The 18,630-nt window shown below is 58.9% G+C and carries 16 protein-coding genes and 1 pseudogene; 4 read left to right on the top strand and 13 right to left on the bottom strand.

Annotated elements, in window-relative coordinates; translation table 11 throughout:
* Nucleotides 1–289: 289 nt before the first annotated feature.
* The gene (locus ASE71_RS29355; RefSeq protein WP_060517875.1) at nucleotides 290–862 is read right to left on the bottom strand and encodes an NADPH-dependent FMN reductase; all 573 of its coding nucleotides are present in this window, start codon (nucleotides 860–862) and stop codon (nucleotides 290–292) included.
* A gap of 230 nt (nucleotides 863–1,092) precedes the next feature.
* Here ASE71_RS29355 and ASE71_RS29350 point away from each other — a divergent pair, with 230 nt between their 5' ends.
* Nucleotides 1,093–1,602 (top strand): GNAT family N-acetyltransferase, encoded by a 510-nt coding sequence (locus tag ASE71_RS29350; protein WP_060517877.1) that lies wholly within the window; start codon nucleotides 1,093–1,095, stop codon nucleotides 1,600–1,602.
* A gap of 32 nt (nucleotides 1,603–1,634) precedes the next feature.
* Here ASE71_RS29350 and ASE71_RS35370 read toward each other — a convergent pair whose 3' ends face one another.
* The 6 genes from ASE71_RS35370 to ASE71_RS29325 form a co-directional block, all read right to left on the bottom strand.
* Nucleotides 1,635–2,099 (bottom strand): hypothetical protein, encoded by a 465-nt coding sequence (locus ASE71_RS35370; protein WP_060517879.1) that lies wholly within the window; start codon nucleotides 2,097–2,099, stop codon nucleotides 1,635–1,637.
* A complete protein-coding gene (locus tag ASE71_RS29340; RefSeq protein ID WP_060517885.1) occupies nucleotides 2,023–2,832 on the bottom strand; it encodes an MFS transporter in 810 nt (269 codons plus the stop codon). Before ASE71_RS29340 ends, ASE71_RS35370 begins: the two co-directional genes overlap by 77 nt.
* Before the next feature lie 159 nt (nucleotides 2,833–2,991).
* Nucleotides 2,992–3,561 (bottom strand): helix-turn-helix domain-containing protein, encoded by a 570-nt coding sequence (locus tag ASE71_RS29335; protein WP_060517886.1) that lies wholly within the window; start codon nucleotides 3,559–3,561, stop codon nucleotides 2,992–2,994.
* A gap of 541 nt (nucleotides 3,562–4,102) precedes the next feature.
* Complete coding sequence (locus ASE71_RS36585) at nucleotides 4,103–4,240, bottom strand: hypothetical protein (protein WP_164475046.1); 138 nt, start codon at nucleotides 4,238–4,240, stop codon at nucleotides 4,103–4,105.
* A gap of 452 nt (nucleotides 4,241–4,692) precedes the next feature.
* Nucleotides 4,693–6,036: an enoyl-acyl carrier protein reductase FabMG gene (locus ASE71_RS29330; protein WP_051659348.1), complete on the bottom strand. Its 1,344-nt coding sequence runs from the start codon at nucleotides 6,034–6,036 to the stop codon at nucleotides 4,693–4,695.
* A gap of 298 nt (nucleotides 6,037–6,334) precedes the next feature.
* A complete protein-coding gene (locus ASE71_RS29325; protein ID WP_060517887.1) occupies nucleotides 6,335–8,113 on the bottom strand; it encodes a hypothetical protein in 1,779 nt (592 codons plus the stop codon).
* Between the two features lie 416 nt (nucleotides 8,114–8,529).
* Between ASE71_RS29325 and ASE71_RS29320 the strand changes: the two genes are divergently transcribed.
* The 3 genes and pseudogenes from ASE71_RS29320 to ASE71_RS35365 form a co-directional block, all read left to right on the top strand.
* On the top strand, nucleotides 8,530–10,428 hold the full coding sequence (locus tag ASE71_RS29320; RefSeq protein WP_060517889.1) for a potassium transporter Kup: 1,899 nt from the start codon (nucleotides 8,530–8,532) through the stop codon (nucleotides 10,426–10,428).
* Nucleotides 10,429–10,479: 51 nt separating this feature from the next.
* A complete protein-coding gene (locus ASE71_RS29315; RefSeq protein ID WP_029742789.1) occupies nucleotides 10,480–11,445 on the top strand; it encodes a magnesium and cobalt transport protein CorA in 966 nt (321 codons plus the stop codon).
* 247 nt (nucleotides 11,446–11,692) lie between these two features.
* Nucleotides 11,693–11,773: pseudogene (locus tag ASE71_RS35365) on the top strand (transcriptional regulator); the annotation flags it as partial.
* A 28-nt stretch (nucleotides 11,774–11,801) separates the two neighbouring features.
* Here the strand turns inward: ASE71_RS35365 and ASE71_RS29310 are convergent.
* The 6 genes from ASE71_RS29310 to ASE71_RS29285 form a co-directional block, all read right to left on the bottom strand.
* Nucleotides 11,802–12,422, bottom strand: a complete 621-nt coding sequence (locus ASE71_RS29310; RefSeq protein ID WP_034796525.1) for a pentapeptide repeat-containing protein — start codon at nucleotides 12,420–12,422, stop codon at nucleotides 11,802–11,804.
* Nucleotides 12,423–12,573: 151 nt separating this feature from the next.
* Nucleotides 12,574–13,851, bottom strand: a complete 1,278-nt coding sequence (locus tag ASE71_RS29305; RefSeq protein ID WP_060517891.1) for a pilus assembly protein TadG-related protein — start codon at nucleotides 13,849–13,851, stop codon at nucleotides 12,574–12,576.
* An 858-nt stretch (nucleotides 13,852–14,709) separates the two neighbouring features.
* Nucleotides 14,710–15,342 carry a dual specificity protein phosphatase family protein gene (locus ASE71_RS29300; protein WP_060518086.1) on the bottom strand — a complete coding sequence of 211 codons (633 nt, stop codon included), beginning with the start codon at nucleotides 15,340–15,342 and terminating at the stop codon, nucleotides 14,710–14,712.
* 17 nt (nucleotides 15,343–15,359) lie between these two features.
* Nucleotides 15,360–16,202, bottom strand: a complete 843-nt coding sequence (locus tag ASE71_RS29295) for an inositol monophosphatase family protein (protein WP_371813690.1) — start codon at nucleotides 16,200–16,202, stop codon at nucleotides 15,360–15,362.
* Between the two features lie 119 nt (nucleotides 16,203–16,321).
* A complete protein-coding gene (locus ASE71_RS29290; protein ID WP_060517892.1) occupies nucleotides 16,322–17,425 on the bottom strand; it encodes an ABC transporter substrate-binding protein in 1,104 nt (367 codons plus the stop codon).
* A gap of 65 nt (nucleotides 17,426–17,490) precedes the next feature.
* Nucleotides 17,491–18,627, bottom strand: a complete 1,137-nt coding sequence (locus ASE71_RS29285) for an ABC transporter substrate-binding protein (protein WP_029742783.1) — start codon at nucleotides 18,625–18,627, stop codon at nucleotides 17,491–17,493.
* Between the last annotated feature and the right edge of the window lie 3 nt (nucleotides 18,628–18,630).

Genomic DNA, 18,630 nt, shown 5'->3' with positions numbered 1-18,630 from the left:
CGAGAGGCGAGACTGTCGCATCTCTAACTGGCCCAACTGTCGCATTACTAAATAGCCACTACAAGTTCAGATCGCATAATCTGAATTATGGAACTGGATGTGATGTATCAAATATGCCATCTAACGCATTGATCAAAATTCACTTCCTCGCGATAGCTGGTTGAATCGATTTCGACCGCAGCCTCGATGTGGCCATGGCAGAACCCATCGTGAGGACGCCTGAGCCACTTCGAGCGTTGTTCGACGCCCTTGCATACGGCTTGAGGAGACGCGAGTGGCAGCCGCTTGTTCAAGCGTTGCGAGGCAGGACAGAGAGCACGCGCGCAATGAAGGCTGCAAACTCTTCCATGTAGCCACGGAGAAACTGCTCGGTCGTTTGCACCGTCACTTCTCCGTCGTCGGAAATCAGCCCCGGAGTGAATTGAATGTAGGCTTCTGGGGCGTTCATCTGCGGTGAATTGCAAAAGCTAAGAACACTGCGCAGTCCTTGTTGCGCTACCGCGGTTCCGATCGAGCCCGGCGATGTCCCGATGACAGCCGAAGGCTTGCGTGTGAAGGAGTTCTTTCCGTAGGGGCGACTCGCCCAGTCAATGGCGTTTTTTAGGCCACCCGGGATTGAACGGTTGTATTCCGGGGTTACAAAGAGAATGGCGTCGACCCCAGCCAACTCTTCTTTGAAAGCTCTCGCGACCGGCGGAAAATCGGCATCATAGTCATGGCTATAGAGCGGGAGCTCCCTGAACGATATTTCTGTCATTTCAAGGTGTGCAGGAGCCAACCTCACCAGTGCACGGGCGAGCTTGCGATTTATGGAGTCTTTGGCGAGACTACCAATCAAGTATCCGACCTTATGCGTTTGCATAATAATTCTCCCGATACCGTGACCTGTGGCGTGGACTGCAACGACAATGTAGCGCGTCGCGCCGTGACTGTCATGTTTCCAAGTCGCTGCAAACCCGATCTCAGAACTCTCTTAACGCGCCAGTATGCCGGCAGAACTGCAGCTTTCATCCGGAGCCGGTCGCCGCGGCGATCGGCATGGTATCCGGCGAATGCGGAAGGAAGAATGGCTACCTTTGAAAGAAGAACATCGTGCAAACTATAGCAACTGAACGACTGATATTGCGCCAATGGCGCGAGGACAATTTTGAGGCCTTCGCTCGATTCTGGGGGGACCCCGTCACCACCGCCTTCGTCGGGGGTCCGATCAAGCGTGAGGATGCCTGGCGAAGGATGTTGTCGTTCATCGGTCATTGGCACTTGCGCGACTTTGGCTTTTTCGTTGTCGAGGATAGTAAAACAGGTGAAATGGCGGGCTACTGCGGAGCGCAGCTTCCTTTGGACAAGCTTGAACCTGAATTGGGATGGGGCATTTACCCCCAGTTCCAGGGGCAAGGCTATGCTACCGAGGCGATGCATGCCGTTCTCGACTTCGCAGCCAGCAAACTTGGCTGGAGGACGGCAATAAGCCTGATCACTGATGACAATTTGGCTTCCCAAGCGGTCGCGAGAAAACTTGGAGGCGCGCTTGAGCGACACGTGGATATCAGTGGCATGCGCTACGGCGTATACCGGCACGTCTTTGGAGATTCGTCGATTTAGCCGTTCAAGGGATCCTCATCTGGTTCGGATACCTACAGCGTGGGTACGCCGGCAGCATCGCGCGTTGGCTCCGGCATTGCCGGAAGCAGGAGCAGGAGGGCCACCGACAGGAGGTGGATAGCACAGGCGACGAACGCGAGCGCCGCGAGCCCGGCTGCGATGATTGGCGCGGCGATGACGGTTCCAAGCGTGGTGATCATGAAGATGAAAAAGACGATCAGCGCCGATCCGCGCGCATTATTGGCACCCGAAGCAAGAATGCCGCGATAGAAGCCAATGGGGCCGCGAAGACCCAAGCCAATCGCCATGGGCGTAAACAATAGAGGCAACATCAGCGTGTTGGTACCGCCCATGAGACCGTAGGCGAACAGCGCAAGGGCACTCAAGGCAGCCATGACGGTGCCGGTCAGGATGACGTTTTCAGCGCCAAAACGTTCGGCAATCCGGGCGGTCAGATTGGCGACGATGATGAACCCGGAAATGTTGATGACCTGCATGATGATGAAGTCGTTCAGAGAGCCGCCCATCGACGCGACGATGACTTGTCGGCGCGCCGAAGACGAAGGTGAGCAGTCCGCCGAGCGTCAGGGCCTGGCTGAGCGCGTATCGCATGAAGACGCGATCCGTGAGCAGTTGCCCATAACTACCGAGCGTGTCGGAGGGTTCTTCCTCACGGGGCAGCCCAAGCACGAGTATGAGGACCGCAGCGAGCATCGTCAAAACACCCAGCAGCTCGAATGACGATTGCCATCCGAAATGCGAAAGCAGCAGCACGCCGAAGATCGGCGCAAGCGCCGGCACCAGCGATTCTACGCTGCCGAGAAACCCGATGGCGCGCACCGCCGCCTTGTCGCCGAACAGCTGCCGGATCAACCCTGGGCCAAAGACCGGAGCCGCCGCAGACGCCACGCCTTGAACGACCCTCAGCGCGATAAGTGCCGTGATATTTGGCGAGAAGGCACAGGCGAGCGAGGCGGCTGCAAATCCGGCGAGCGAAGAGAAAAGCAGCGCCTTGCGCGAAAAGTGGTCCGCCAGGCGCCCATAAAGAAGCAGGCCGAGACCGCCGCCGCCGACATAGGCGGCAAGCACCAGCTGCGCGGTCGCCCGGTCAGTGCCGAAGATTTCAGGCAATTGCGGAACGGCCGGCAAGACGAGGTCGGTCCCTGCCAGCGATAGCGTTGCACAGATGATGAGAAGTGAAAACGTAATGGCGCGACGCGAATTTGTCATTGTTCGGAGTGCTCTTGGCGGATTTATCGTGACCGATGGGATGTGAGCGCAGACGCCCTGCCCGCCGAATTTTTTGGTATGGCGGTTTCGGGGCAACTGGCGGTCATGGCAGGCTAGCAGGGGCAGAACAGCTCGGACAACGAATGAAATATTCGCGTCTCAGATGGGATCGATACTGGTTACCAGGCGGCCGACGCGCCCGTCGGAAATGCCTATTCGTTCCCATCGGATGATGCTCGGGGGGATCGGCATATCGGGGTCGTCGCTGCCGCCGGTCGTGAACTGGACGGCTCCCGACCAGACCTCTTCAAACCAGCCAAGTTCTTGCAGTTGAAGCTCTCTCTCGATGATTTCCGCCGTCGCATATCGCCATAGCGAGACGCCGAAAAAGGACGCGGCAGAGATCCGCCACTGGGCTTGCCTGGCCGGTGAGACGCTCAAAAGCGCATGGGTGTCGTCGCAAACAAGGTGAACCGGAAACGGCGCCGTTTCGATGAGCCGACGCAATGTCAGGTCTATCCCGACGCTCTCATGCCGCTCGAGCAGCGTCTCGACCCGGGCCCGGGCCTTTGCTGAAGGCTCATGCTGGCCGGCTTCCCATCGCGATAGCAGACCCTGCGACACGCCAAGATCCGCCGCCAACGTTTCCTGCTTGATCTGCCTGAGCCTGCGGAAGCGTCGAAGCCGGCATCCGAGCGGCAAAGCGCAAACCTTCAGATCAAGCTCCATACCTTCCTCGCGACAATAGCCCTCCCCCGTTGAATAGCAGGGACGCTTGGTCGGATGTCAACAGACACCCGCGTCTAGCTCGATGCTGGGACAGTGGCATCTTCTGACGCTCACTTTCGCCTGACGTTGAGGCCCAGCGCATCGGCGATGATGATCGCGTCCTTGAGACGGACGCTTTCCGGAGCAATGAGCGATGACGTCATCCGGCCGTCGGGAATGAAAGCGGTTGGTCGGCACGTTGCTCCAGGGGAGATCACGGCGTTACGGGCCGCGCCATTGTCAAAGCGCAAGCCCTTGCAATCCGAACAATCGGACAGAGCTTGGACCTGAAGGGCAGAGAGTTGGCTTGATGGAAGGAGAGCTTTCTCGACGAGGGTCGCTTAGCCAACATTCTCTGGCGGCTTGGCGACGTTCGGCGCCACTACGGCCGAAGATCAGGCGATGGGCCCCTTATGCTTGTCAAAATCGCCTGAGCGGGCCCACCCCCTGTCAGAGTTCGCAGAGCTGCCGGCAGTGCAGTTACAGCGCCGCCGGAGCGGCTTCAGCGCGGTGCAACCGCGCCCGCATAAAAACCGCCGTCGCCACCATAGTAATCCTGTCTGACACTGGTCGTACCGCCGCCGGTCTGGGAGCATCCGGCAAGCGCGGAGAGTACGAGCAAGAATGTGGCAATACGCATTGAGTTTGATCCTTTTTTGGCTGTCACACACATAGTCACAGGCAAACGCCCAGACAACCCGGCGACGACACGACTTTCAACCAAACCCTGTATCCGAACGATCGATACTGAAACAAAGGCGCACATCCTCTCTCTCGGCGCGCCCTACGCCGGCAAACTTCTTGAGCTACAAGATTTAAGAGAGAAACGATCGCAGCCGACACGACGATCGCCGAAGCGCTCGCGAACATGGATCGGCTGGCACGCAAGACGCTGTTTGCCGAGGACGCCGAGGGCCACCCCAAGAGGTCGGCCGAGCGGGTGCAATCGTCACGCGTCGTCTGGTTCAACTAACGACCAGTACCGCCAAGACTGCTTGACGTCACGGTCATCGACCTCGCGTGCGCGTCTGATTAGACGCGCAATCGGATGCGACTCAAGGAGACAAGCAGTAGCCGCCTGCGGCGTCGCGCTTAGGCCGCTTCGAGAGCGTTGCGGGCTGACCCTTTCGTCTCGATCAGCGTGCGCGCGACGATGTCGTGGTTGAGCCACAGGACAGGGCCCGATGGCGCCGAGCTCTCACCAAAGATGAGCTGCCCAACCGCTTCGACCACCAGCCGGCTCAAGAGATCGGAGATCAGCGCCTTGCCGTCCCGGTGCATCGCCGTGATTTCGCTCGACGTACCGATCGTCAGGTCGGACTGTCCCGGATTATTCGGCATTGGCCAGGACGAAAAGTCGTAGAACGGCCGCATCACTTCGCTCGTCTGCATATCGGAAATCTTCCGCAAGACGTCATCGACGGTGAAGCCATCTGCCAACAAATCCTGGCAGGCCTGCCATTGCTGCGCGACCCATTCGCCACCGCCCTCTTTTTTCAGCGCGAGCAGAAGCGGGATGAGGGGCAGCTCGATGCCGGCGAACACGTCGGACGAATTGGTGCGGATCTCAGGGCAATTGTAGACCGTCGCCTTAATGCCCTTGTTCCAGGCTTCCTCAGCGATGCGCTCCAGGCGCATCTTGGCGTAGCCCTGCGTGTAATTGGTATAGGTCTGCCAGCGGTACTCGTTAGCAACGAGAATGCCCGTACCGTGGTAGCCAAACGCCGAATAACGAACCTGGCCACCGGAAGCTTCGATGCGCGCCCGGATGGCTGTGCTCAGATCGATCAGGTGTCGGAACGTGTTGGCCGAAACCTCGTCGAAATTCTGAAGAATGAGCTTGCCCAAATCGCTGTCGAGCAGCGTTTGCGACGACATGTGGCGCGCGCCACGTCCCTTGTAGACGCGATTGGCGATGACCATGAACACCTTGGCCTTCGGGATGCCACCGGCCATGGTGTGCGCGAAGAAGACATTCCTGCCATCAGCGATCATGCCATCGAGGATCCCCATGACTTCAGAAAGGGCATTCTTGAACCGTTCGACGCCGACGTTTCGGCATTTCTCGATGTGCGACCAGTCGAGCTTCTCGTCTTGCCACGTCTCGAGCGTCATCTTCGCGAGAAGGTCGGTCGGCGTGGGCTCGCCTTCAGGCGCGTCAAGATCGAAACCGGCCATGATCGGCACGTTGATGATCTTGCCTCCGAGCCGGGCTTCAGCCGCCGCAAGTTCCTCGTCGTTCAGTGGCCGCAGAACATTGGCTTCGTCTCGTCTGCCAACCGTGATCCCGACAATTTCCATGCCGGCCTTCTTGGCTTGGTCGACCAGATGGGTGGCATAACCCCGATCGAACAGCTCACCAAACAGAACGAAAACATCGCCTGGACGGAAAATGTTCGTCCGCGGGAAGTGCGTCAGAGGGTTCGGTTTCTTCATACTGCCGGTTCTCTCAAAGCTGGTCGCGGAGCAACCAAACAAACTACGTGATGAACCACTGCACTGATTGGCGGCAAGTGGGAAGTGACAATAAGTATCGTTACAATTCAAACCGTGAGCGGAACGGAACGGCAGTGGCGTCCATTCCAGCCCCGCAGCGATCCGGAATGGTGAACTTTCCGCGTGACCGTTCACCGCTTCGACTCACCGCTTCGACGTGATTTCTGCCGGCCCCGGATCCTGTCGTGGCCCGGCTGAACGTGGCCTGCGAAACCAAACATATACTCCTGGGCGCACGCTACTTTTCAATCCGCAGTACGATGAGGTCAGACTGTTTGACTGATGATACGGGATGAAGGCCCGGCCCAGCACTGCCTGTCATGATGGCATCGAACAACGGCATCTTCTCGCTTCCCACGAGCCCTAACGGCGCCCGACAAACGGCCAGATAGTCGAACCCGGCTAAAAGAGCATTCCGCTCATTGTTGCTACTCGACATAAAGGCCCGAAGAACCCGTCCGATGGCTGGCGCGGCCCGGTGAAAGGGAACGCTCGACACCGTAAGGCTGTCCTGCGACCTACGGGCGATCTCAAGCCCCAGTGCCGGCGGCGTCATCACTTGTCCAGGTGGAAGGGTAGCAAGCAGCGAGAAATCCGCCCCCTTGCAATCATTCCAGAGCAGGTGGTCAAAAGCATCCGTAGTCTTACGCTCAAAAGGCACGACGAAGTAGAATGAGGTGGCCATCACAATAGCCATCCCGCCAAACGCAGCCAACCGCCTAACCGCCACCTGGCTGTCTTCGCGAATTACCGACGCCGCAGCCGGCAGCAACAACGGAACGACGGCAGCAGAGAAGCGCAAATACCGGTTGGAGACCAACGCGGTCAGGAGGAGCGCTACGGCGACAGCATGGATGATAGCGAATTGCGGATTTGCCGTTCGGGGGGCGTTCAACGCGCGCTGCAAGCTAACAGCCAGGACGCAGCTGAAAATACCCAGTAGAGCAAGTGAGCCGTAGTCCCCTGTTCGGAAAAACTCCAGGGCACTCTTTTCCTGGTCGATGCGATCAAACCAATATATCCGGGCCAGATCGTCGATGGCTGCATATGGGCCGGCCAAAAGCTGTGGATAGGCGAACAACAGCACAGCCGATAGCATCGAACCGGCGGTAGCCAAAAGTCCAAACTTGAACGCCGCGCTCGAAGCCTCCGGCACCAGCCATAAGGTCACGGTTGCGATCGCTCCAAAGCCAAGCAGTGCGAATGCAAATGGTGCGGAGAAAGCATCGTTCTCCACACGCCAGAACCCGGAAGGACCGATTACCAAAAAGGTCAGGATGGGTACCGCAACCAGGCATGTGATGGCGGTTGAGGCAAGCATCGTTCGGGTGCCGTCCAAACCCGCGGCCCACGCTAGTGCCAAGGCTCCCAACACCAGCGCGATAACGGGCAACGTCTCCAGGCCTACCAAGAGCGAGATCGTCGCTGAAATCGCGACGACCTCCCCGCCTATGCGATCGAACCTGCCAACCCCGTATATCAACGTAAGCAACAGCACCATCTGCAAGTTATGGTGGTCAATGCGGCCAGGGCTAAATTCCCAGATCGCGTAGGCCATAAGGACGAGGACGGCGCATAGCATTCCGGGCGAAAGCTCACCTTCTCGTGGCGCTATCCGGCTCAAAACCCCAACAACCCCAATGGTGAAAAAGACTGCCATTACGGCTGGCCAAACCTGGAAGGCCACCGCGAGCGCGTCTTCCGCTCCCAAGGCGGACTGAAGAGAGAAAGCTATGAGCATGTAGGGAAGGTCAACTATTCGCGACCAAGGCGAAATATACGGCTCGGGCATCAGGATCCGCGGTATTGCCGGCCTAAGCCACCCGCCATCCTCAAGGAATGCCTTGATTTGCAGACCCCGCAAACTGTCGTCGATGTCAGCGTTGTGAATACGCTCACCGGACAAATCGAACCCGATGAGTAGGCCGACGATAAAGATGCAGATCAGCCAATACCCCGTTGCCGACCAGCGTTCATCAACTCGCGCGACACTTGTCTCGCCGACAACTAAACTCATGGCAGATGAAACTCGTGTGAAGCGCCCAAACTCACCCGAGATTGCCTACACCTACTCTCTTAATAAGTGTGTAATTCTAGGTTGCGTGCGAAACTCTGCCTCAAGGGCAACCTTGCTTAACTCGGTCTGCGATGGGGGGCCCAGAGACTTCACAATCGACATTCACTGCGTCGGTCATCGTTCGGTATTCTCAAGAGAAAAGCGCAACTGGTTCGCCTCAGCAATGCGGAACACTGATCTCAGCCGATGCGGGTGGGAACGCAAACCATTCCCTGATGTTTTCGCGAGTTAGGTTTGTCCAACGGCCGATTATTCACACTCGACATTCTCGAGCGGTTCCTGTGAGAATTGCCTGGACTTTCGCAATGCAGCATATATCTGCCATCGCTAATGCCGACGGTGTTTCAGGAGACCTTATGCCCAATGCTCACAGCGAAGCTGTCGGACCTCGATCGGGAACGCAGAGCTTTCTCGTTCTACTGCTTGGATGCATCGGCGTTGTCTATGGCGATATCGGAACAAGTCCGCTCTATGCTTTTCGGGAGGCCCTTCGTCCCTTCTTGAGCGACGGGGCGCAGCCTGACGAAGTCATCGGTCTCATTTCCCTGATGGTTTGGACGTTGACGTGTATCGTGACGTTCAAATACGTGCTTTTCCTCCTACGCGCCGACAATGACGGTGAAGGTGGAACATTGTCGCTTCTCGCGCTCTTGCTGAAGAAGACCGGCAGTTTCATGCCCGTGTTGTTTTTCGCGGGCCTAATCGGGGCGGCCCTGTTTATCGGGGATGCCATGATCACCCCTGCCCTCTCGGTCATGTCGGCGCTCGAAGGCATGAAACTCGTCACACCAGCCTTTTCGGACTACGTGCTTCCCCTTGCTGCGGTCATTATGGTTGCATTGTTTGCCGTGCAGTCCAAGGGTACGGAAGCGGTCGCAAGGTTTTTCGGGCCAATCACGGTTGTGTGGTTCCTCGCGATGGCGTGGGGCGGTCTCATCCACATCGGCGACGACTGGACCATCCTGCAGGCTCTGAACCCGATCAACGCCCTGTGGTTCATCACGCATGCAGGCTGGGCAGGTCTGATCGTGCTTGGCGCCGTCTTCCTGACGGTCACGGGAGCCGAGGCCCTTTATGCAGATCTCGGCCACTTCGGGAGGAAACCGATCAGCACGGTATGGTTTATCCTTGTATTCCCCGCATTGGCGCTGAACTACCTTGGCCAAGGCGCGCTCGTGCTGAGCCACCCAGACGCGGTCAACAACCCATTCTATCTTCTCTATCCAGACTGGGCGCTGCTGCCGATGGTCATTCTCGCGACCATGGCGACAATCATCGCTAGCCAAGCTGTCATCACGGGAGCGTTTTCTCTCGCTCGCCAGGCGGTCCATTTGGGCTTTCTTCCTCGGCTGCTGATCAAATTTACGTCCGAGACCAACACCGGCCAGATCTATGTCCCTGCCGTAAATGCGCTGCTGTTCGTCGGGGTCATCGTGCTGATTTTCTCGTTCGGGGACTCAGAGTCTCTCGCGACGGCGTATGGAATCTCGGTCACAGGCGCGATGGTTGTGACAACAGTGATGGCGTTTCAGTTTCTCCGCTCCGTCTGGGGATACTCAACCGTTCTGGCTGCACTGCTTCTAGCGCCATTGCTCGTCATCGAGAGCGTCTTCTTGCTTGCCAATCTGTTCAAGGTTCATGATGGCGGCTGGGTGCCGGTGGCATTGGCACTGACAATCATGGTGGTGATGTGGACTTGGACGCGGGGATCCGCAATGCTGCGCGAAAAGACCGCGCGCAACGATATCCCGCTGGAAACATTCATCCGCTCGATAGAGAAGTCCACGCATGCGCCCCAGACCGTTCGAGGGACGGCAATCTTTCTAACCAGCGTAGGCGATAAGACACCCGCCGTTCTCCTCCACAACATCAAACACAATCATGTCCTGCACGAACGCAATGTTATTTTGACGGTTCGCACATCCGAGCATCCGTATGTCGCGCAGGAAGATCGCGTCTCAATGACTGAACTGTCAGACCGGTTTACAAGGCTCGAGCTTTGCTTCGGCTTCATGGACGAACCGAACGTCTCGAAGGCGCTGTCACTGTGCAAGAAGGCAGGTTTCAAGTTCGAGATCATGCAGACCTCTTTCTATCTCGGGCGCAGGACCCTTATTGGTGACCCGAACTCAGGTCTGCCCGGCTGGCAAGACAAGCTCTACATTGCACTTGCAGGTCTCGGCATCGATCCATCGTCCTATTTCAAGCTGCCAGCCAATCGCGTGGTCGAGATTGGCGAGAAAGTCACGATCTAACCTTAGGTCAGATGCTTCACGCTGCGATATCAACTCCCGGAACTTCAAAAAATGCCAGTCGTCGCCTCCTACATGTATCGTTCGGGCAAGCGCGCCGAAGAAATCCCGCTTGCCGCCAAACCATTCGAAGCATCAGGTAGCGACTTCGCCTGGATCGGTTTGACTGAACCGACAAAGCAGGAAATGGCCGACCTTCAGGCCATGTTCGCTCTTCACCCACTTGCCGTCGAAGACGCCCTCAACGGCAATCAGGTGCCGAAGGTGGACATCTACGGCGACCAGTTGTTCGTGATCGTCAAGACGGCCCACCTTGAGGGTGACAAGATCACCTACGGTGAAACCTGCATTTTCGTGGGGAAGCACCACCTGATTTCTGTTCGCCACGGCTCTGCCCGCTCCCACAAGGAACTGCGCCAACACCTGGAACAGTCGCCCCAGCTTCTTGAGCACGGACCGGACTATGTCCTGCACGGCATCATCGACTTCGTTGTCGACGGCTATTTGCCGGTGGTCGAAACGCTTGAGGACAAAGTTCTGGAGCTCGAGAAACACGTACTTGTGTCCTTCCTGCAGCCCGAGCAGATCAGGCGCATCTTCCGGATGCGCCGTCACGTCATTCGCTTCCAGCGGGTGCTCGGGCCGATGGGAGAGGTGGCGGGTAAGCTAACTCATCTCGAGCTGCCCTGTATCGACGACAATGCCAAGCCATTCTTCAAAGACGTTCTTGACCATGTCAGACGTGTGGAAGGCCTGGTAGGCGGCCTTCGCGAGATAATGACGTCCGTGTTCGAGGCCTCCAATCTCCTGGAGCAGCAACGACAGGGCACCATCACACGGCAGCTTGCAGCCTGGGCCGCAATTCTTGCCGTACCGACAGCCATTGCCGGAATCTACGGGATGAACTTCGAACACATGCCTGAACTGGCAACCCGTTACGGCTACTTTGCCGTCCTCGGTGTCATTGCGACGCTCTGCTCTATTCTCTACTGGCGGTTCAAAAGGTCCGGATGGCTGTAGCCAGCGGAAATATCTTTCCGTGGGTTTCGTTTGGTGTCGACACCGCGGCATTGCAGCATGCTATCGGGTAAAAGCTCTGTGTGATGGTATCTCTTGGTGCTCTCGGGCAATCCGGCCTTACCTCCGGCCCGCCTCCCCCATCTTCCGGCAAGTGACCTCCCGGCCTTCCGGAAGTTCGCCGAACTCTATCGGCGCAGGCCGAGCTTGACGCGGAAATCGGGACCGGTGCCCCTCTAGGAGATTTGCAATGGCGACCAAGCGCAAGTTCAGGAGCGATGCCTTTGAGGCGATCCATAGCGCCGTCGAAGACATGTCCGCGGCAGGCACCCGTTGGGTCCTATACGTCGCCGGCAGCGTCACTTTCGCCTGACGTCGAGACCCAGAGCCTCGGCGATGATGATCGACTGGTCGATCGTGATGATCGCGTCCTTGAGGCGAAGGTTCTCCGGATCGAAGGCGGTGAGGTCGCTGCCCCTGAGGTCGCAGGTGGTAAAATCTGCCCCATGCAGCCAGGCACCGGAAAGATCGACGTCCCTGAGCGAGCCGCCTTTGCAGGAGGCGCCGGTCAGATCCGCTTCCCGCATTCGCGTTTCCTTGAAGGATGCGCGGCCGAGAGCCGCGCCTGGCAATCCGGTAAAGGACCAGTCGCCGCCCGTCACTTGCATCTGGTCGAACTCGCAAGCGTCGAACATGCTTCCGACGAACTTGCACTCCTTGAAGCGGCTATCGAAGAACTTACAGGAGACGAACGTGCAGTTGACGAAGGCGCTCGCCTGATGTGACGATGCATTGAACCGGGCTCGCCGGAAGGTGCATTCGTGAAAGACCACGCCGACGGTCTGCGCCTCGGTCAGGTCGAGATCGACGAACAGCGTGTTGTCGTATCGCTCGCGCTCGATCTGGCGACCGTACCAGTCGGCGCTTGCAATCGTGCTGTCGGTCTTGGGCGGCGCTTCGCCGTATCGTCGTTCAGCCATATCCATCCATCTGCGGCCCCGCACCAAGCGCAATGCCTTTTGTTGCTTCGCCGCTGAGCATTTCCATCTTCGCGATGATTGGCAATGCCGAAAAATCGAGCGCACGAGCGAAGCCACCGGGGCACGCAATTACGACGGGCTGGTTTCGACGCTATTCCACCAGCCGCACGCCGCCTCCCCTGCCGAAGCCGTTGGGCACGAAATCTTTGCCCTCTTCCCCCGGCTTCTTGAAGAAGGCCGTTCCGGACACGTAGAGGTTCAAAACCCTGGTAATCAGTGCGGTAAACTTCGATTCCGAATTGAGGCTTCCGCTGACGTTCCAGTCGACCACCGCATAGGGCAAATAGATCGCCCCATTGTAGAAGCTTCCAGCAGACGTGTTGATGCGGAACTGGACGCTGCTGTCCTTCGCCTGCCGGCCCTGGAACATCAGGATGCCGGCATGCGCGCCGCTGGTTGGCGCCGATACCTGCAGGATTGCCGCACCGTTCAAAAACAGCGGCGATTGCGCGTCCTCGAAATAGAAAAGCACGCCCTTGCCTATGACCTTGGCCGATGTGTTCAAGGTCAACGCGCCGCGGCGGAACGCGTAGATTCCGGGCTTCAGCGTTAACTCGTCCGTGGCATTCACGGTCAGCCCGCCGCAATAGATCCCGGGCTCGAGCGACGACTTGCCCTGGCTGTTGATCGTCTTCAGGCTTTGGGAGGTACAGGCGTCGTTCGGCGACACCGGTTCGGGCATGCCGGCCATGGGGTCGGGCACGACAGGAGATCCGTCGACCGGCGGCGGCGAAATCAGGCGGCCGGAAAGCTTCGACTGGCCGGTGACGGCGATCAGCGGTGCTGCGAACTTCCCCTGGTTTTCGGCGTAGAACGCACGTTGCGAATGGGACGAGTTCACCTTGAAGCCGCATTCGCTGGTGACCGAGTTCGAATTGATGATCTTCAGCGCATCGGCCCTGCCCGGATCAAGGATCAGGATGCAGGCCGAGCTGCCGGACCCTCGGGCGGCTTTCGCGATGACTGAGATCGGAACCGTCCGGAAGCCGAACATATGCATGATGGCGGTTTCGTAGTCCTCATTGACGGCCACCGCTACCGTATCCCGCTCGACCGTGACCTGATGGTTCCAGCTGGGGGGCTCTTTCAGATCTTGCGTGTCGTTGCTGCCAAGATGGGCGCCGAGAAAACCCACGGCGATCTTCTGCTCCGAACCGACACCTGCTGCAGCTCCCGCCAGTGCCGCAGCATCGGCCGCGCTTTGCATAGCGGCCTTTCGGTTGACCGCGGCTGCGAAATCGATCGCAACGCCAAGAGCGGCAATGAGGGGGATCGCGACAAGCGCTGCCAAGAGGCCGAAGTTCCCGGACCGGCATTTCAGCAGGGCCAAGGCGCAATGCCTGATCAGTGGCAGGTTCAGTATATTCATGGCAGTTTCTTTGCAACCAGATGGAGAGTAGTCGCCTCTTCGTGCAGGGAGCCTTGCCAATCCTTTAATTTCGGGCCGAGTTAACGGTATGCACTCTCTCAGACGCTCTTCAGAGCTCTGACACAGGCGCGAAACGAGGTTATTTGAAGATATTTTGCGCTAAACGCGCGTCACTTCGGCACAACCGGCCAGCTGCCACGTTTGCCGGTTGGAAGCGATTTTGGCGTGCCCGAGAGGCGGATTCTGGGTCTACTTCACTCAGAGGTTGCTGGACTGCTGAGGTAGTGCGGCGACTAACCCCTTTTGCTCATTGCCTAATCCTTGACTGCGCCGTGCGCTGTGCGACGCTTTCGACTTCATGGTTGTACTGCGTAAGGGGCGGACGATGAAATTCACAAAGGCAAAGAGGAAACATCCCGGTAAGGCATTCAAAATAGGTGGGGCCGATAGAAGCGCATATGACGGCTTCGTCGGGACGGCGCGCGCAGCACCCGGCTTTTCCTATCGGGGACGATGGACCAGCGAAGGGTGCCCCGGCACCTTCGAAACATGGCTCGTAAACAAGGGCATATTGCCCAAACAATAGGGCCTTTCATTCTACTCAATCACGATCCTGCCGGCGTCAAGGGTGGCGCCGGCCGCGCGCGTCAAGGCGCTCCGCCTAATAAAGCGATTTCGATTCCGCTTGGGCGTTCGAACGCGTTGGCATGCGCGAAAGAACCGGCTTGTCGCGACCGGAGGGGCGGCCGAGAATGCGTCGACGGCTGGCTGACGTCGAGACGTCGGCATCCCTGGCGGTACTGAGAGCAGGTTTCCGTTGGCCCATGCTGCAGACGGTATCTGAACTGCGTTCTCGGGTCAGGCCTTCCCGCTCTCAATCGCACGTGCCCATCCCGCGGCTCGCTCGGCCGAGGCCGCCAGAACCGGTTTGGGCGCCTTGTACCACTCGTCCTTTGGGATCTCGCGCTTCTCGCGGACGAAGTCGATGGCGCGCTCCAATGTTTCGAATTGATCAGGCAGCGTCAAATGCAGGAACAGCGACACGACGACGACTGAGCGCGATCGGCCACCGCGGCAGTTGACGAGCACACCGCCACGTTCGCGCCTGGGATAGGACGGCTTTTCGGGTAGGACCTGCTCCAGGGCCGCTCGCAGGATGTAGTGCGCGGCCAGCATTTGCGTGTCCGGGTTCCCATCCCCGTCGATAAGCCCGATCTTGTAGTAGCGGATTTCGCCCGGTCCATGGATGCTGTTGCGGTGATCCGAGACGAACTTCGGCTGGTCGACGAAATTGAAGTCCAGATTGACCGCGCAATTGACGACCGTCGTGATCCCGCTCTTGCGCAGGAGTTCGAGGTCGCTCGCACCTTCCTTGCCGGAAATGAAGATGTCGACGCCATAGGTCGGATGCTTCGGATAGACGAGACTGAGCCTTGGCAATTCGCTGCTGGTCTTTTCCGTGGTTGAGGCATCGCTAAGATTGTCGAGCATGGTTTCCTCATGGGCTTTCATGGCGACGGCGCCTTCGCGCTGCGCCCGGCAGAGATTGCGGCGGCGACACGGTTCAGGGTTGGATAGTCGCCACCCCGGCCATAGGCGAGATACCCCGGGCAAAGGTAGTCGGCGGATCCTTCCGGCACTTTGCCAAGCGACAACGGCGCATAACGGCCGCCTGCGTTCTTCAGGATCAGCGTCGCTGCGGCCACATCCCAGGCGTTGACGCCAAAGCCCGCGGCCGCATCGACAAAACCCGCCGCCACATGGGCGATGCTCAAAGCTGCACTTCCAGGGCGACGCACGGTCGAGAAGGTTTCGACCAGATCACCGAGGCGGGCAAGTGCCTCGTTGCGGCCATCCAGGCGAAAGTCGCGCGAGACCGGGTAGCCGGTGATCAGCGTTGCCCGGCTTTCGTCACCGATGGCTTTGGAGGCAATGACCTTTCCATTGAGATAGGCACGCTCGACGTCGCTCGAAAACAGGAGATCGGCCACCGGGTCATAGACGACCCCGGCCACAACCGATCCGCCTTCAACCGCCGCAATCGATATGCACCAGAAGGCAAGTCCTCGTGCGAAGTTCGCGGTCCCGTCGATCGGATCGACATACCATTGGATGTCGCCCTCACCGACCTGCCCGCCCTCTTCGCCAAGCATCGCCGAATTCGGCTCGTGCGCGAAGATGTAGTCGCGGATGGATGCCTCGGCTTGCCTGTCGTAGACCGTCACGACGTCGTGGAGATCGCGCTTGTAGTCGACGACCATTTCCGAGCGAAACGCAGCAAGCAAGGGGCCGGCGGCCGAGCGGGCCGCACCTTCGGCGATCGTCATCAGTCGCCGCGAGTAGTCGCGCATGGCGTCTCTATCGGATTGGTTACGGCTCGTGGCGAGATTGGCGTCGGTCATGCTCTCTTCCTGTTCATACTGGAACGGCCGGCGCGACCTGTCCTCGTGAGGCCGCGCCGGCCGGGATTTTACTTGCTGTAGTTCATGCGCCAGAAATCCTGCCACTCCTCGCGCCGGTCGAAATCGTCAAGCCCAGTGGCCGCGTCATAGGGAAAGAGGCGGTCCGCTACCTCCATGATCCCCGACGGTTCGTCCTCAGGCATCTTGATGTCGACATTGGTCGGCAGCTTGCCGTCCTTCATCTGGGGCGCGATGCCCTCTTCCGTCAGCACGTAGTGGATGAAGAGCTTCGCGGCATTCGGGCTCGCGGATTTCGAGGCGATCAGGCCGAGCTTGGTGTAGGTCCAACCGACCCAGGGGGTCAGCTCCGTGCAGAGCCCGAGTTTGTAGCCTTTGCCTTCGTTATCACGGAACTTGGCGGAGCTCAGGAGCCCGAAAAAGGGCTCCTTCTGGCCGGCGGCGCCGACGGCTTCGGCAACCGGATCGTCGCCGTCCGTTACCAGCGGGCCGTTTTGTGCCAGGGCCTTGATCCAGGCGGCCGCTGCACTTTTTTCAGCGGTTTCGAGATCCTTGCCGAAGTGGACCTTGTAGGCCTCCTTCACGGCGTTGTCGGCATGCTTTTCCAACTGGTTGAACCAGTCGGTATAGGTGCTCTTGGTCAGGGGATCGACCAGCGCGATCTTGCCTTTCCATTTTGCCTCGGTCAGCTCCCAGATATTGCCGACCGGGCATTTGTCATAGGCCTCGGTGTTATAGGCCCAGACATTGGCATTGGTCGAAATCGCCAGCGGGTTCTGGAAGGCCGCCGGTATCTTCTCCTTCATGTCGCCGGGCAGATAGCTTTCGACGAAGCCCTGCGGCAGAAGCTGGGCGAGCGCTGCCGGCGCGTCGGTGATCAGGGCGACATCGCCCTGGACGTTGCCGGCCTGGGCTTCGCGGATGATCATCTCCAGCTGGCTGTTGGCCGAGACCTTGACGCCGGTCGCCTTCACCCCGTATTTGGCGGTGAAGGCCTCGGCCATCTCGACGATCTTGCCGGTGCTGTCATAGACATTGATCGGCTTTTCTTTCTTCGCCGCCTCCACCAGCGCATTGAGATCAAACGCCTCCTCGGCGTTTGCCTCGACGGCCAATGCGGCCGCAAGGGCGGCAAATGCCGCCCCCATGATCATAACCCTGTTCTTACCTTTGCTCATGGTTTCCCCTCCCAAGGAGACCGTTTCACATGTTCAGGCGATTACTTCTGGTAGCTGAGCCGCCACAGGTCCTGCCAGGTCTCGCGCGCGTCCCAGTCGTCGAGGCTCGTTGCCATCTGGTAGGGCATGACCTGATCAAGAACGGCGCCGATGCCCGACGGCTCGTCTGCGGGCAGCGAAACGTCCTTGTTGGTCGACATTTTTCCGTCTTCTGCCTGCGGCGCGATGCCTTCGGCGGTCATCACGTAGTGGATGAAGAGCTTTGAGGCGTTCGGGCTGTTGGTGCCCTTGGTGATCAGCCCGACGCCCGGATACATCCAGCCGAGCCAGGGTTTCAGGTCCTTGCAAAGGCCGAGCTTCATGCCCTTTTCGGCATTGTCTCGGAACTTTGCCGAGCTCATCAGCCCCATGAAGGGTTGCGACTGACCCGGCGCGCCGACGGCATCAGCAGCGGCCGCATCGGCGTCCGTCAGCAAGGGAGCGTTGGCAGCGAGCGCCTTGACCCAGGCGGCCGTCGCACTGCCGTCGTCGGTTTCGAGATCCTTCCCGTAAAGCTCTTTATAGGCGGCCGCCACTTTGTCGTCGCCGTGCTTGGCCATCTGGTTGAACCAGTCGACATAGGATGGCTTGCCGAGCGGATCCTGCATGGCGACCTTGCCTTTCCACTCAGGTCCCGTCAGCTGCCAGATGTTGCTGACCGGGCACTTGTCGAAGAGCTCGGTGTTGTAGGCCCAGACATTGGCGCTGGTAACGACGGTCAGCGGGTCCTGATACTCAGTGGGGATGTTGGCTGCGAGATCCGGCGGCAGCCAGCTTTCGGCAAAGCCCTGCGGGATGAGTTGCGCCATCGCGGCCGGTGCGTCGCTGATGATCGAGACATCGCCCTGGATGTTGTTGGCACGGGCCTCGCGAATGATCATCTCAAGCTGGGCCGTCGCCTTGACCTTGGAGCCCTCGGCGCCGACGCCATATTTCTGGGCAAAGGCCTTGGCCATTTCGACGATTTTGCCGGTGCTGTCATAAACCGTAATCGGCGGCTCCTTGCGCGCGGCCTCGATCAGCGCGTTCAGGTCGAACGGCTCTTGTGCCAGCGCCGGTCCGGCGAAGGCGACGATGGTCGTTGCCAGCAGCGCGCGCCTGATTGCACGGTGCGTCCTTTCAGTCCTTAGAAATTGCATCGT

This window comes from Ensifer sp. Root954 (assembly GCF_001429005.1).
GTDB lineage: Bacteria > Pseudomonadota > Alphaproteobacteria > Rhizobiales > Rhizobiaceae > Ensifer > Ensifer adhaerens.
Note: the sequence above shows the minus strand (reverse complement) of the source record. Positions and strands in the feature narration are given on the sequence as shown.